Below are 13,751 nucleotides of genomic sequence, written 5' to 3'. Positions count from 1 at the left end.
AGTGATGAAGTCACATGAACGAGGCAGGAGGCCGCCAGGGACACGCGGGCCGCAGTACGCGCCGGGGATCTTCGGAACTCTCGGAGGGTGACGACCGCTCACTCATGGGTCATGATCTGCTCGCTCGTCCGGCGCGCTCAGGTGTGCGGACGGCTTCGTATCTCCGGTCGGCGGTCCGCCGTGCGCCGGGGCCGAGGGGGAGAGGTCTCACTCATGTCGCAAGGCCGATACCGCCTGCCGGGCCGGCGTGCCGTCGCCGTGGCGTGTGCCACCGCCGTCGCCGCGACGGGACTGACCTTCGTGGGGTTCCGGCTCGCCGAGCCGGAACCGGGCGCAGCGCCGGCCCCTCGGTCCAGTACCTCGGCGGTGAGCGAGAGCGAGGCGATCAGCCGGGCCGCGAAGACCGGCGAGCCGGTGGAGGTGGCCGCGCTGCGTACGTCCGACTCCACCACCTGGGCCCGTCCCGACGGCCTGATGTCCCGGGAGATCCACTCCACGCCGGTCCGCGCGAAGGTCGGCGGCGCCTGGAAGCCCATAGACAGGTCGCTGCACCGTACGAGCCGGGGCTGGGAGCCGAAAGCGACCAACACCCGTGTCGTGTTCTCCCCCGGTTCGGCGGACGACCGACAGGGCGGCGAGGCCGAAAACGAGGAGGAGCGCGCATCGCGCACGGCGCCGCGCCGGGTCTCGTTACTCGGGGGCGCGGCATCGCGGCTGGAAGCCGAGGCGACGAAAGCGACCACGAAAACAGGGACGGCAACGGCAACCGCGGCAACGAAAACGGCCGACGACGTCTCGAACCCGCTGGTGACCCTGTACTCCGACGGTCACGCGATCCAGCTCACCTGGCCCGGCCCCGTCCCGGCGCCGATCATCGACGCCAACCGGGCGCTGTACCCCGAGATTCTCCCCGGCGCCGATCTGGTGCTCACCGCGGACGACGAAGGATTCGCCCAGCTCCTCGTGGTGAAGAACCGTGCCGCGGCCGCCGACCCCCGTGTCGCCCGGCTCTCGTACGGACTGACCTCGCCCACCCTCACCTTCCGGCTCGACCCGGTGTCCGACATCGTCAGCGCGGAGGATCCCTACGGCGACGAGGTCGCGATGTCGCCGTCCCCGGTGATGTGGGACAACGCCGGCGCCCCGGCCGTCACCGACGGCGGAGTGGGAGCGACCGCGCAGCCGACCGCCCCCGAGGCCGTCCCCTCCGACCCCGCGCCCCCAGGCGAGACGCCCTCCGCGCCCGCCGACGTGGAGGACGCGCCCGAGGCGGACGAGCAGGACGATCCGTACGACGAGGCCCTGCCGTCCGCGAGCGACGAGGCCGTCCCGGCCGAACCGGAATCGCCCCCACCCCCGGCCCCCGCGGAGCCGACCCCCGCGCCCTCACAGCCCGGGGACGCCGCCACTCTTTCGCTGCCGGGGCTCGACGGCCCGTCGCCCGACTCCCACGGCGCGCTGGTGGAGGCCGACCTCTCCGGGACGAACTGGGTCATCACTCCGGACCCCGATCTCCTGTCCGATCCCTCCACGGTCTTCCCGGTGTTCATCGACCCTTCGGTCAAGAAACACACCCAGAACTGGACGACCGTCTACAACCGCTACCCGAAGGCAACCTTCTACAACGGCAAGGGCTTCAACAAGGGTGGCACCCACGAGGCTCGGGTCGGCTTCGAATCCGACACCTGGGGCACCTCACGTTCCTTCTTCAACATCGACTTCGACAAGTCCCTCAAGGGCACGGTCATCACCAAGGCCACGCTGCGCGTCCTGGAGACGTACTCCTGGTCGTGCAGCGAACGCGCCATGAGTGTGCACCTCACCGGAGACATCAACTCCAAGACCAACTGGAACAACGCCCCCAAGCTCAACAACGGCAACAAGATCGCGACGAAGAGCTTCGCGCACGGCTACAAGTCCGGCTGCCGGGACGCGTACGAGACCTTCGACGTCCGCAAGTCCGCGCAGAAGGCCGCGGACAAGGGCTGGGACTCCATCACCTTCGGCATGCGCGCGGCGACCGAAAGCTCCCAGTACGCCTGGAAGAAGTTCGCCGCCAACGGTGAGAACGCGCCCGTTCTCACCCTCGTCTACAACCGCCGCCCCGGCGCCCCGACCTCCCTCGACCTCGGGCCCGACGCCAAGTGCACCACCACACAGCCGTACGTCCGGATGGGGGCCGGCGAGGTCACCTTCACCGCCTCGGCCACCGACAAGGACAAGAACCTCGACCACCTGGACTTCGACCTCTGGCCGACCGGAAAGTGGGAGACGACCGGCGACCTGCTCAAGGCCACCGGGAAGGTCTCCGTGGGCGGTGACACCGACAGCGCCCGCCGCACCACTCCCGGCTTCTCCACCGGCAAACTGACCAACAACACGGTCTACTCCTGGCGCGTGCGAGCCGTCGACGACGCCGGTGCCACCTCCCCCTACTCCCCCAAGAACACACCCTGCCGGTTCGTCCTGGACACCGCCGCGCCCAAGCCGCCCAAGGTCTCCTCCACCGACTTCCCCAACGCCGACGGCAGCGAGAACGGCTTCAGCACCCAGCCCGAGGACGCGGTCTGGAGCGTCAAGAAGTTCGGCACGCCCGGCTCCTTCACCGTGCGCGCGCTGAACGCCGACGTGGTGCGGTACGAGTACGGCTTCAACTCCGCGAACTACCCGTTCTCCCTGTCCCGTACCGCCGGCACGCCCACCACGGCCGGCGCGACGATCCCGAACGCCAAACCCCCGACGGCGGGCCCCAACGTGCTGTACGTACGGACCGTCGACGGCGCCGGCAACGTCTCCGACCCGACCAAGTACTTCTTCTACGTCACACCACGCGACCAGGCGGACAGTCCCGGCGACTTCACCGGCGACAGGCTGCCCGACCTCCTGACCGTCACCGAGGGCGGCGGGCTCGCCGTCTATCCCTCGCAGGCGACCAACGACCTCGCCAAGGGCAGCGGTGACCTGGACTACTCCATGTCCGGCGCCTACCGCGACAACCCGGACAAGGATCCCAACGGGGATGATCTCCCGAGCTTCGCCGCCTCGCCCCCGGGGCACTTCGACGGCGCCCTGATCACCCACAACGGGGACATCTACGGCGGCGACGGCCTCCAGGACCTGGTCGCCCGCGTCGGCGGGAAGCTGTGGGTCTACCCGGGCGACGGCTACGGCGCCGTGAACATCGACCGGCGCCGCGAGATCCTGCTCCCGGACGGGGCACCCGACCCCGGTACGTTCACCCAGATCGTCTCCGCCGGCGACGCCACGGGGGACGGGCAGGCCGACTTCTTCGTCACCGTCGGCGACGCGCTGTGGGTTCTCACCGGCTACAACGGCGCGACGGTCGACCGGGCCACGCGGCTGTCGGCCGCCTCATGGGCGAACCGCGACGTCGTGACCGTCCAGGACATCACCGGCGACGGTGTCACCGACCTGCTCTACCGGACCGACGAGACGGGACGCCTGCTGTTGCGCGGCGGGATCAAGGCGGCGTCCGGCGGAGTCGACTTCGCGTCCCTCGCCACCGCCGGGGGCTCGGCGGACGGGGGCGACACCCAGTACGGGGCGTCCGGCTGGTCCAGCGGCGCCGTCCCGTTCATCCTGGGCACTCCCGACGCCAACGGCGACTCCGTCCCCGACCTGTGGGCCGTCCAGGCGGGCGGCTCCGTACGCTTCCACGCCGGAAGCCGGACCGCGCTCTCCGGCAACGGCACGGAGGTCGTCGGGGCGGCCACCTGGTGGAAGACCCGCCAGGCGGTCGGCTGACCGGGCGGAAGGTCGGGCCGGCCGCCGCCCGGGTCCGCCCCCGTCCCGCGCCGGCCGGCCCCCGTCCGGGTCAGTTCCCGGCGCGGCGGCCGGCCCCCGCGTGGGTCGCGTCCGCGCCCCAGCTCGCCAGCAGGCGCAGGCTCTCCTGCGACGCCGAGCCGGGCTCCGCGTGGTACACGATCAGGGACTGCTCCGGGTCGTCGGGGAGCGTGAACGTCTCGAAGGAGAGGCTCAGCTCCCCCACCAGCGGGTTCCGCAGCCGCTTGACGCCGTGCCCCTTCTCCTTGACGTCGTGCGTGGCCCACAGCTGACGGAACTCCTCGCTCTTCACGGAGAGCTCGCCGACCAACGCGGACAGTTGCGGATCCTCGGGGTGGCGCCCGGCGTCCATCCGCAAGTAACTGACGATGTCGGCGGCCTTGGTCTCCCACTCCACGAACAGCTTCCTGGAGTCGGACTCCAGGAAGACCAGCCGGGCCCAGTTGCGCTCCTGGGGCGGCAGCCGGCCCCAGTCGCCGAAGACGGCCGCGGCCATCCGGTTCCAGACGAGGATGTCCGAACGCCGCCCCACGATGTAGGCGGGGACGCCGTCCAGGGTGTCGAGGAGCTGCCGCAGGGCCACCCGCACCTTCTGCTGCCTGGCCGCCGGCTTTCTCGCGTGGCGTTTCGGCCTGGCGAGGTGCACCAGGTGGGCGTGTTCGGTGTCCGTCAGCCGCAGGGCGCGCGCGACCGCGTCCAGCACCTCCGCCGACACACCGCGTCCGTTGCCCTGTTCCAGGCGCGTGTAGTACGCGACCGACACCCCGGCGAGCTGGGCCAGCTCCTCGCGGCGCAGCCCCGGCACCCGTCGGCGCCGCCCGGCCCCGGACAGGCCGACGTCCTCCGGCTTGAGCCGGGCCCGCCGGCTGCGCAGGTACTCGCTGAGTTCGACCCGACTGTCGAGCCCCTGCTCCGAGGCACCCTGCCCCGTGGCCGCCTGCGCCGCGGCCCCCTGCCCCGTGGTCCCCTGCTCCGTGGTCCCCTCCGCCGCCGCGGCACTCGCAGGATGATTCACCGCGTTCCCGGCATCAGACTGGTCGCTCATGGTGTCCAGTATTCCGCGCGGTGGGCACCCGAGCCTGACCCGGTCAGTGGTAGGACCCGCAGGCGTACGCAGAACGGGGCCCTGGCTGGCCGCGTACGACGGAGGCACGCTGGGGGACAGTGTGCGGGCGGAAAAGCAGTCGGCCGCACACGGAAACCACGTCTGAGGAGCACTTTTCCCGATGAGTACCGTTGCCGCATACGCCGCTCCCGCCGCCAAGGCTCCGCTGGAGCGCACCACGATCGAACGCCGCCCGGTCGGCGAGTCCGACATCCTGATCGACATCAAGTTCGCCGGGATCTGCCACTCGGACATCCACCAGGCCCGTGAGGGCTGGGGAGAGGCGATCTTCCCCATGGTGCCGGGCCACGAGATCGCCGGCGTCGTCACCGAGGTCGGCGCGGGTGTCACCAAGTACACGGTCGGTGACCGGGTGGGCGTGGGCTGTTTCGTCGACTCCTGCCGCGAGTGCGAGTACTGCCGGCAGGGCCTTGAGCAGTACTGCGCCAAGGGCAACACCGCGACGTACAACGCCCTCGACAAGAACGGCGAGCCCACCTACGGCGGCTACTCCACGCACGTCGTCGTCGACGAGAACTACGCCGTCCGCATCCCCGACAGCCTGTCGCTGGACGTGGCCGCGCCGCTGCTGTGCGCGGGTATCACCACGTACTCCCCGCTGCGGCACTGGAACGCCGGGCCGGGCAAGAAGGTCGCCGTCGTCGGCATGGGCGGCCTGGGCCACATGGGCGTGAAGATCGCGCACGCGATGGGCGCGGAGGTGACCGTCCTCAGCCAGTCGCTGCGCAAGCGCGAGGACGGGCTCAAGCTCGGCGCCGACCACTACTACGCCACCAGCGACCCGAAGACCTTCGAGGAACTGGCCGGCACGTTCGACATCATCCTGTCCACCGTCTCCGCCCCGCTGGACTTCGCCGCGTACCTGTCGCTGCTGAAGACGGACGGCGCGCTGGTGAACGTCGGCGCGCCCGAGGAGCCGGTGTCGCTGAACCTCTTCGCCCTGCTCGGGGGCCGCAAGACCCTCGCCGGATCGATGATCGGCGGTATCGCGGAGACCCAGGAGATGCTGGACTTCTGCGCGGAGCACGGGTTCGGGGCCGAGATCGAGCTGATCCGCGCCGACCAGATCAACGAGGCGTACGAGCGGGTGCTGTCGAGTGACGTCCGCTACCGGTTCGTGATCGACACCGCCACGATCTGAGGCCACCGGCGCGGGGTGACATGCGTGACGGATCCTGGTGTGCCCCGCGCGGCACGAGAACCGAAGAGGGACCACGCGACGTGGGGTGCGCACACTGCCGGCGGCAGGCGTGCGCACCCCACGTCGCGTGCACGCCTCACTCGGCGCGCACGCCCACCTCGGCCTTCAGCACGGCCGGGTCGGTGGTCGGCGCCGCGCACACGAACCGCCGGCACACATAGGCGGCGGCCCGGCCGTCCACCAGCGGACGGTCGGCCAGCAGCGGGAACTCCTCGCCACCCGCCTCCCCGGTGGCGACCACGGCTCCGGGTGCGGTGGCGAGGAGGGCCGCGCGGTGCAGGGCGGTACGGTGCGGGGTCGCCGCGCCGCCCCCGCCCGCGCAGGCCGGACCGACGACCGCGATCTCGCGCGGCCCGTCCAGCAGCGCCTCGGCCACCGCGAGCCCCCACCCCACGAAGCGTGGCGCCCGCGGCCCCAGCGCCTTGACCACGCCCAGCGCCCCCTCCGCGGCGACCCGGTGGGCCTCGGACCCGGTGTGCGCGGCGTACGAGAGCAGCGCCCCGGCCGCCGCCGTCCAGCCCGACGGCGTGGCGTTGTCCGTCGGGTCCTGCGGGCGGCGGATCAGCCGTTCGGCGTCATGAGCGGTGTCGAACAGCTCACCGCCCTCCCCGACGAACCGGTCCAGCACGATGTCCAGCAGGAAGCCGGCGAACTCCAGCCAGGCGCCCTCGCCGGTGACGGCCGCGAGCGCGAGGAACCCCTCGGCGACATCGCCGTAGTCCTCCAGCACTCCGGCGTGCGCGCCCGCGCGTCCGTCCTTCGAGGTACGGGCCAGGCGTGCCGCCTCGTCCATGTGCAGCCGCACGAGCTGGTCGGCGGCCTCGGTGGCGCGCTCGACCAGGTCGGGCCGGTCGAAGTACGCGCCCGTCTCGGCCAGCGCGGCGATCGCCAGTCCGTTCCAGGCGGCCACGACCTTGTCGTCCCGGCCGGGCCGGGGCCGTTCCTCGCGCGCGGCGAGCAGGCGCCGGCGTACGGAGGCGACCCGCTCGGCGTCCACGACCCCGTTGCCCTGCGGCAGTTGGAGCACGGAGGCGCCCTCTTCGAACGTCCCCTCCCGCGTCACACCGAAGTAGTGCTCGGCGAACTCGCCGTCCGCCTCGCCCAGCACCTCGCGCAGCCGCTCCGGGGTCCAGACGTAGTAGGCGCCCTCGACATGGCGGCCGGTGCCGTCGTCGCTGTCCGCGTCCAGGGCGGAGGCGAAGCCGCCCTCGGCGGTGCGCAGTTCGCGGACCATGAAGTCGGCGGTCTCCAGCGCGACCCGGCGGGCCAGGCCGGAACCGGTCGCCCGCCACAGGTGCGCGTACACACGGCACAGCAGCGCGTTGTCGTACAGCATCTTCTCGAAGTGGGGCACGACCCACTCGCGGTCGACCGAGTACCGTGCGAATCCGCCGCCGAGCTGGTCGTAGATCCCGCCCCTGGCCATCGCCTCGCAGGTGTCGGCGGCCATCTGGAGCGCGCCCTCGGAGCCCGTGCGGGCATGGTGGCGCAGCAGGAACTCCAGGACCATCGACGGCGGGAACTTGGGCGCTCCCCCGAACCCGCCGCGCCGGTCGTCGTACTCCCGCGTCAGCCCGAGCAGCGCCTCCGCCAGTTCCTCCTCGCCGGGCACCCCGTCCCCCGCCAGGGCGAGCGACCGCCCGGCCAGGTCCCGTACGATCCGCCCCGCGACCTCGGTCACCTCCGTGCGCCGCCCGGCCCAGGCGGTGCTCACGCCCTCCAGTACCTGCGGGAAGGAGGCCATGCCGTGCCGGGGTTCGGGAGGGAAATAGGTGCCGAAGTAGAAGGGCTTCGCGTCCGGCGTCAGGAACACGGTCATGGGCCAGCCGCCCTGCCCGGTGGCGGCCTGCACGGCCTCCATGTAGACGGCGTCGACATCGGGCCGCTCCTCGCGGTCGACCTTGATGTTGACGAAGTGCTCGTTCATGAACGCGGCGGTCTCGTCGTCCTCGAAGGACTCGTGCGCCATGACGTGGCACCAATGATCATCAGGCTAAGTGGCACGACGAATAGCCCACCGAGAGAAGGATGGGAACGTCGCGCCGCTTGGCCTCTTGCATCGCCTCCTCTCCCCATGGCCACCAGTCCACAGGATTGGAGGCGTGCTGGAGGAGATAGGGCGACTGGGAGTTTGCCAGTCGATTCATACCGGCATCGTCGCACGCTCTGGGCCATCGGGCCCAGAGCGGCTGATCGCAACACCGGAAGCGTCGGCAGAGAGACAGGGAGCTCCTCGATCCAGGCCCGCCGCTGCCCCAGCCAGACCCACCGGAGGGCCCAGCGCTCCCGGACCTCTCACGTCCACTGGACGCTCCTGACTCACTGAAGAGCCCCATCACGACCACATAGAGAAGCACTGGGAACCAAGCTCACAGACCGCACCTGACACTTTCACAGTCGCGTCATTTAAATTTTCAACGCTTTATAGGGCCCGGGGATGGACCGCGACCATCGGGGCCATCACTTCTCGCCCCTCGGTGGGTGTCTACTCAAGCCCGGGTAGCCCCTTCCAGGCGGCGCGCGGCCCTGGCCCTCGACCAGTTCAACGGGAAGCAGCAAAACCCTCTCCATGTAATAGAGATTGTCCTACACTCTGAGCATGAAGACGACACGAGCCGGGACCACCGAGAACATTTCCGTGTCCATGCCCACCGAGCTGGTCAGCGAGCTCCGCTCTCGAACTGGCCGCCGAGGTCTGTCCAGCTACATCACCGAGGCTGTCAGACATCAGCTCGCCATGGACGGGCTCGCCGAGATCGTCGCGGCCCATGAAGCAGAGCACGGCGCACTCACGGAGCAGGAGGTCGAGGCCGCTCGTCGCGAGCTGTTCGGAGAAGCAAATGCCGACGGCGTCGAACGGGGCGCCGCATGAAGGAGCAGCCGGCCCGCTCGCTGGTGCTCGACTCCGAGGCGCTCTCTCTGCTCCTGCGCAATGACCGCGCCATGGCGGCTCGCATCGAGGCATCCCGACAGGCCGGGGTACCTGTTCTCGTGTCTGCGCTGACCATCGTCGAAGCCGTACACGGGAAAACCGACCTGGCGCGCCTGAAGCGGGTGCTCTCCCGGCTGCGCGTGGAACCAGTCAGCCAGGAGGACTCCCTGACCGCGGTGGAACTGCTTCAGGACGCGGGCGGGCTGCACGGGCACAAGTACGCGATCGACGCCCTCGTCGCCGCACTCGCGCTCCGCGTCCCGGGTCCCGTGATCGTTCTGACCTCCGACCGGGACGACTGGTCGAAGCTCTGCGGGAAGCGCGTGGTCATCAGGGACGTCTAACACGGCCGACTACTGGGTTCGCGAGTTCACTGGCACCAGTGGCACGAGGAGTACCCGACGGACAACAGTACGGGCACGTCACGCTGGGCCGCCTCCGCGAACGCCGCTTCCCCCCACGGCCACCAGTCCACCGGATTGGAGGCGTGCTGCAGCAGGTACGGCGACTGCTCATCGGCAAGTCGGTTCATACGTGCATCGTCGCATGATCCGGTCCCACGGGCCCGGCTTCGCGTGGCCCGGCGGTGGTCCTCGACGGAGCAGCAGCGGTTCACCCCGCCGAAGACGGCTCCCGGCCCGCCGCAGGACCCATGACGACCGCGCCGGAACCTCCTGAAGCAGTACGTATGCGGCGGCGTCCGGCGTCATCCCGTTGACCCCCGCCGCCGCACGTCCCGACCCCGCGGCCAATCGTGACACCCACACACTCATGGTGGACGTATCAACTATATTGAGGCTGTCGAGAGTCACCCGAGACAGGTGTGCAGCCCGAGGGGAGAAGTACGACGATGCGGAATCTGACCGTGGCCCAGCAACTGGTGGACATCCTGCGCCAGGCGGGCGTGGAGCGGATCTACGGCGTGGTGGGAGACAGCCTGAACTCGGTGGTCGACGCGGTGCGCCGTACCGACGGCATCGAGTGGGTGCATGTACGGAACGAGGAGGCCGCCGCCTTCGCCGCGGCAGCGGAGGCACAGCTGACCGGCAGGCTCGCGGTGTGCGCCGGAAGCTGTGGCCCCGGAAACACGCATCTGATCCAGGGACTGTACGACGCGCACCGCTCCGGTGCGCCCGTGCTGGCACTCGCCTCGCACATCCCGTCCCATCAGATCGGCACCGGTTTCTTCCAGGAGACCCACCCGGAACGGCTGTTCACCGAGTGCAGCGACTACTGCGAGATGGTCAGCACCCCCGAGCAGATGCCCCGGGTCCTGCGGATCGCCATGCAGCGCGCTCTCGGCAACAGCGCGGTGTCGGTCCTGGTCATACCCGGCGATGTCGCGCACGACGGGGCGACTCACCCGACGGGAACCAGCGACCTGGTCACCGAGCACGGCCGGGTCGTCGCGCCGGACAGACAGGTTCGGGCGCTGGCCGGGAAACTGAACGCGGCACGGAAGGTGATGCTGTTCTGTGGTGCGGGGGTACGGGACGCGCACGCCGAAGTCATGGCGCTCGCCGAGAAGGCCGCCGCCCCCGTCGGGCACACCCTGCGGGGCAAGGAGTGGATCCAGTTCGACAACCCGTACGACGTCGGTATGAGCGGTCTGCTGGGCTACGGCGCCTGCTTCGACGCGATGCACGAGTCCGACCTGGTCGTTCTGCTCGGCACCGACTTCCCGTACGACGACTTCCTGCCGCAGGCGCGGACCGTGCAGATCGACCACGACGCGGGCCGCCTCGGCCGTCGCAGTGTGCTGGAACTCGGGGTCCACGGTGACGTCCGGGAGACACTGCGGGCGGTGCTGCCGTTGGTCGAGGCGAAGCGGGACCGTACCTATCTGGACCGGATGCTGCACAAGCATGCCAAGTCACTGGAGACGGTGGTCTCCGCCTACACCCACGACGTCGACCGGCACACCCCGATCCACCCTGAGTACGCGGCCTCGGTACTGGATGAACTCGCCGCCGACGACGCGGTGTTCACCGTGGACACCGGCATGTCCAACGTGTGGGCGGCGCGTTATCTGACCCCCAACGGGCGGCGCCGGGTGATCGGTTCGTTCGTGCACGGCACGATGGCCAACGCACTGCCGCACGCCATCGGCGCGCAGTTCGCCTACCCCGGCCGCCAGGTGATCTCCATGTCGGGCGACGGTGGACTGGGCATGCTGATGGGCGAGCTGCTCACAGTGAAGCTGCACGATCTTCCGGTGAAGACGATCGTCTTCAACAACTCCTCACTGGGCATGGTGAAGTTGGAGATGCTGGTCGAGGGGTTGCCCGAGCACGAGACCGATCACGAGCCGGTGGACTACGCGGCGATCGCCCGCGGCGCGGGTGTCGAGGCGATCCGCATCGAGCGCCCCGGAGATGTCGCCGAGGGACTCAAGCGGGCATTCGCCCACGACGGACCGTTCCTGGTCGACCTGGTGACCGACCCCAACGCGCTGTCGATCCCACCGCGCGTCTCGGCCTCCCAGGTCAGGGGATTCGCCTTCGCCGCGGGCCGGACAGTGCTCGACGGGGGCGTCGGCAAGATGCTCGACCTGGCCCGCGCCAACCTGCGGAACATCCCCCGCCCGTGAGACGGCCGCCGTCCTCCCGAGGTCCGGACGCCCTTATTAGTTGACATGCCAAGCAAACCCCACCTCCCTCACACGTCCTGAAGTCTCGTTCAGGACGGCACAACCATCCGCACCCTCAAGGAAATCCATGACCGAAATCGGCATCATCCCGCGCCTATTTAGTGAACTGTCAACCATGTTTAAACTCACTTCATGGAACAGGGAGTGCGTTGGCTGACCGCGGAGGAGCAGCTTGCGTGGCGAAGCTTCGTCAGCATGCACGAGAGGCTCATGGGCCGGTTGTCCCGCTTGTTGCAGACGGAGTCCAACGTGTCGCGCGCGGACTACGCCGTACTGGTCGAGCTGACGGACGTACCGGACGGGCGGCGGCGGATTCTGGACATCGCCAGGGCGCTGGAGTGGGAGAAGAGCCGGATGTCCCATCACATCTCCCGGATGGTGAAGCGTGGGCTGGTGGTGCGGGACGAGTGCGCCGAGGACGGCCGTGGCGCGTTCGTGGTGATCACGGATGAGGGGCGAGCGATGATCGAAGCCGCCGCCCCGCGCCATGTGGAGGCGGTGCGTGAGCTCTTCCTCGACAACGTCACGCCGTCGGAGCTGCGGTTGCTGACCCGGATCTCCGAGCGCGTGGTGGAGAAGCTGGACGAGAAATCATCCTGACCGGAACGGGCGGCCCGGGGCGCCTCATGTGGCCGGCGTGAGCGTCGCCGCGGTGGCATTTACATGACTCGTGCCGCTCGTCGACCGGACCTCCCCGGTCCGGAACGACGAGTGCCCGGCGGACCAACTGCGCGCCCAGTCCCTGGCCGACGAAGGCCTCGACGAGTTCGCGGACATCACCGACCCGGTCACGCCCGACACCCTGCGGCGGCTGGAGGCGCGGCTCGGCTGAGCAGGTGACGGGGGGCGAGCGCGGCCTGATGTTGCTCTTGCACAACGCACCCGTCTCCGCCACGAGTTCGGCGATCACCTCGAGCTCGTTGGCTGTGAAGACGTTCCGATGAGCGTCGTACAGCCTCGCGACGGCCGAACACGGCGCCCCGCGCGCTCCCCTCGCCGAGACGGCGACCGCCACCGGCCACACAACGGCGTACGCGGCCGACCTCCGGTTTCGCCCCCAGGCCGGCGTCACCAACTCCCGCCCTCCCGCAACTACTTGACGTATCAACTTCCAACGCTAATATAGGTGACACGTCATCTACTTGGCCGATCCGGTTGCCACTGACGCCGGGGCCGTCACTCCGCACGGGACCGAACCGAACCGGTTCGCGGAGCATTCAGCGTGATGGCTTGCCGGCTCGGCCCGAGGAGCGGTGTACGGCCGTATCGACGATGACCCGCCCGAGCACGCGGACACAGACACAGACACCAGGAAAGAGATCCCATGAGCAAGGAAGCGAAGTCCGGACTGCAGGCACTGCTGACGCCCGAGGAGAGCGTCGTCGTCCTGATCGACCACCAGCCGTTCCAGTTCGCCAACCTGCACAGCCACGAGCCCACGATGATCGTGAACAACTCCGTCGGCCTCGCCAAGGCCGCCAAGGCGTTCGATGTACCGACCATCCTGACGACCGTCCTGGAGGAGCGCGGCGGCTACCTCATCAAGCAACTGCAGGACGTGTTTCCGGAGCAGAAGCCCATCAACCGCACGATCATCAACACCTGGGAGGACCAGGTCGTCGTCGACGCCGTCAAGGCGACCGGCCGCAAGAAGCTGATCATCGCCGGTCTTTGGACGGAGGTCTGTGTCGCGATGCCGGCGATACACGCGGCGGGTGAGGGCTTCGACGTCTTCGTCGTCACCGACGCTTCGGGCGGTGCCTCGAAGGAAACCCACGACATGGCTGTGCGGCGCATGCTCCAGGCGGGCGTGACACCGATCACCTGGCTGGCCGTGCTCAGTGAGTGGCAGCGCGACTACGCCCGCGAGAAGACCCTCCCGGGCCTCACCGACGTACTGCTGGAGCACGGGGGCGCAAGCGGCGTCGCCTTCAGCTGGGAGACGCAGTTGCTCGCCACGGGACGCGATGGAAACAACGTCTGACCTGACGACGCGCGGTCCCCGATCCGTATCGGGGACCGCCCGCCGTCGACCGGT

The 13,751-nt window shown here is 69.5% G+C and carries 9 protein-coding genes and 2 pseudogenes; 8 read left to right on the top strand and 3 right to left on the bottom strand.

All coding sequences use genetic code 11. From position 1 onward, the window contains the following. Positions 1 to 213: 213 nt before the first annotated feature. Complete coding sequence (locus ACU6P3_RS21875; protein ID WP_447193751.1) at positions 214 to 3,765, top strand: DNRLRE domain-containing protein; 3,552 nt, start codon at positions 214 to 216, stop codon at positions 3,763 to 3,765. Positions 3,766 to 3,835: 70 nt separating this feature from the next. Here ACU6P3_RS21875 and ACU6P3_RS21870 read toward each other — a convergent pair whose 3' ends face one another. Further along, on the bottom strand, positions 3,836 to 4,849 hold the full coding sequence (locus tag ACU6P3_RS21870) for a helix-turn-helix transcriptional regulator (protein WP_447193750.1): 1,014 nt from the start codon (positions 4,847 to 4,849) through the stop codon (positions 3,836 to 3,838). A 181-nt stretch (positions 4,850 to 5,030) separates the two neighbouring features. On the opposite strand from ACU6P3_RS21870, the gene ACU6P3_RS21865 reads away from it, so the two are divergent. Beyond that, positions 5,031 to 6,071, top strand: a complete 1,041-nt coding sequence (locus ACU6P3_RS21865) for an NAD(P)-dependent alcohol dehydrogenase (protein ID WP_447193749.1) — start codon at positions 5,031 to 5,033, stop codon at positions 6,069 to 6,071. 136 nt (positions 6,072 to 6,207) lie between these two features. On the opposite strand, the pseudogene ACU6P3_RS21860 reads toward ACU6P3_RS21865, so the two are convergent. Beyond that, positions 6,208 to 8,278, bottom strand: a pseudogene (locus tag ACU6P3_RS21860) (thioredoxin domain-containing protein). Positions 8,279 to 8,730: 452 nt separating this feature from the next. On the opposite strand from ACU6P3_RS21860, the gene ACU6P3_RS21855 reads away from it, so the two are divergent. Further along, entirely contained in the window at positions 8,731 to 9,003 is a 273-nt protein-coding gene (locus ACU6P3_RS21855; RefSeq protein ID WP_447193748.1) for a hypothetical protein, read from the top strand. Next, the gene (locus tag ACU6P3_RS21850; RefSeq protein ID WP_447193747.1) at positions 9,000 to 9,407 is read left to right on the top strand and encodes a type II toxin-antitoxin system VapC family toxin; all 408 of its coding nucleotides are present in this window, start codon (positions 9,000 to 9,002) and stop codon (positions 9,405 to 9,407) included. The genes ACU6P3_RS21855 and ACU6P3_RS21850 overlap by 4 nt, the downstream gene beginning before the upstream one ends. A gap of 32 nt (positions 9,408 to 9,439) precedes the next feature. Here the strand turns inward: ACU6P3_RS21850 and ACU6P3_RS21845 are convergent. Further along, positions 9,440 to 9,595 (bottom strand): annotated as a pseudogene (locus ACU6P3_RS21845) (DUF255 domain-containing protein); the annotation flags it as partial. A 318-nt stretch (positions 9,596 to 9,913) separates the two neighbouring features. Between ACU6P3_RS21845 and ACU6P3_RS21840 the strand changes: the two are divergent. The 4 genes from ACU6P3_RS21840 to ACU6P3_RS21825 all read left to right on the top strand — a co-directional run bounded on the left by ACU6P3_RS21840 (position 9,914) and on the right by ACU6P3_RS21825 (position 13,697). Beyond that, complete coding sequence (locus tag ACU6P3_RS21840; protein WP_447193746.1) at positions 9,914 to 11,653, top strand: pyruvate dehydrogenase; 1,740 nt, start codon at positions 9,914 to 9,916, stop codon at positions 11,651 to 11,653. Between the two features lie 192 nt (positions 11,654 to 11,845). Continuing rightward, positions 11,846 to 12,313 carry a MarR family winged helix-turn-helix transcriptional regulator gene (locus ACU6P3_RS21835; RefSeq protein WP_447193745.1) on the top strand — a complete coding sequence of 156 codons (468 nt, stop codon included), beginning with the start codon at positions 11,846 to 11,848 and terminating at the stop codon, positions 12,311 to 12,313. Between the two features lie 70 nt (positions 12,314 to 12,383). Next, positions 12,384 to 12,545, top strand: a complete 162-nt coding sequence (locus tag ACU6P3_RS21830) for a hypothetical protein (RefSeq protein WP_447193744.1) — start codon at positions 12,384 to 12,386, stop codon at positions 12,543 to 12,545. A 492-nt stretch (positions 12,546 to 13,037) separates the two neighbouring features. Beyond that, the gene (locus ACU6P3_RS21825) at positions 13,038 to 13,697 is read left to right on the top strand and encodes a hydrolase (RefSeq protein ID WP_447193743.1); all 660 of its coding nucleotides are present in this window, start codon (positions 13,038 to 13,040) and stop codon (positions 13,695 to 13,697) included. The last annotated feature ends 54 nt before the right edge of the window (positions 13,698 to 13,751 follow it).

It is taken from the genome of Streptomyces hebeiensis (genome assembly GCF_052983195.1).
The sequence above is the reverse complement of the archived record's forward strand: the minus strand, read 5'-3'. Positions and strand labels throughout refer to the sequence as shown.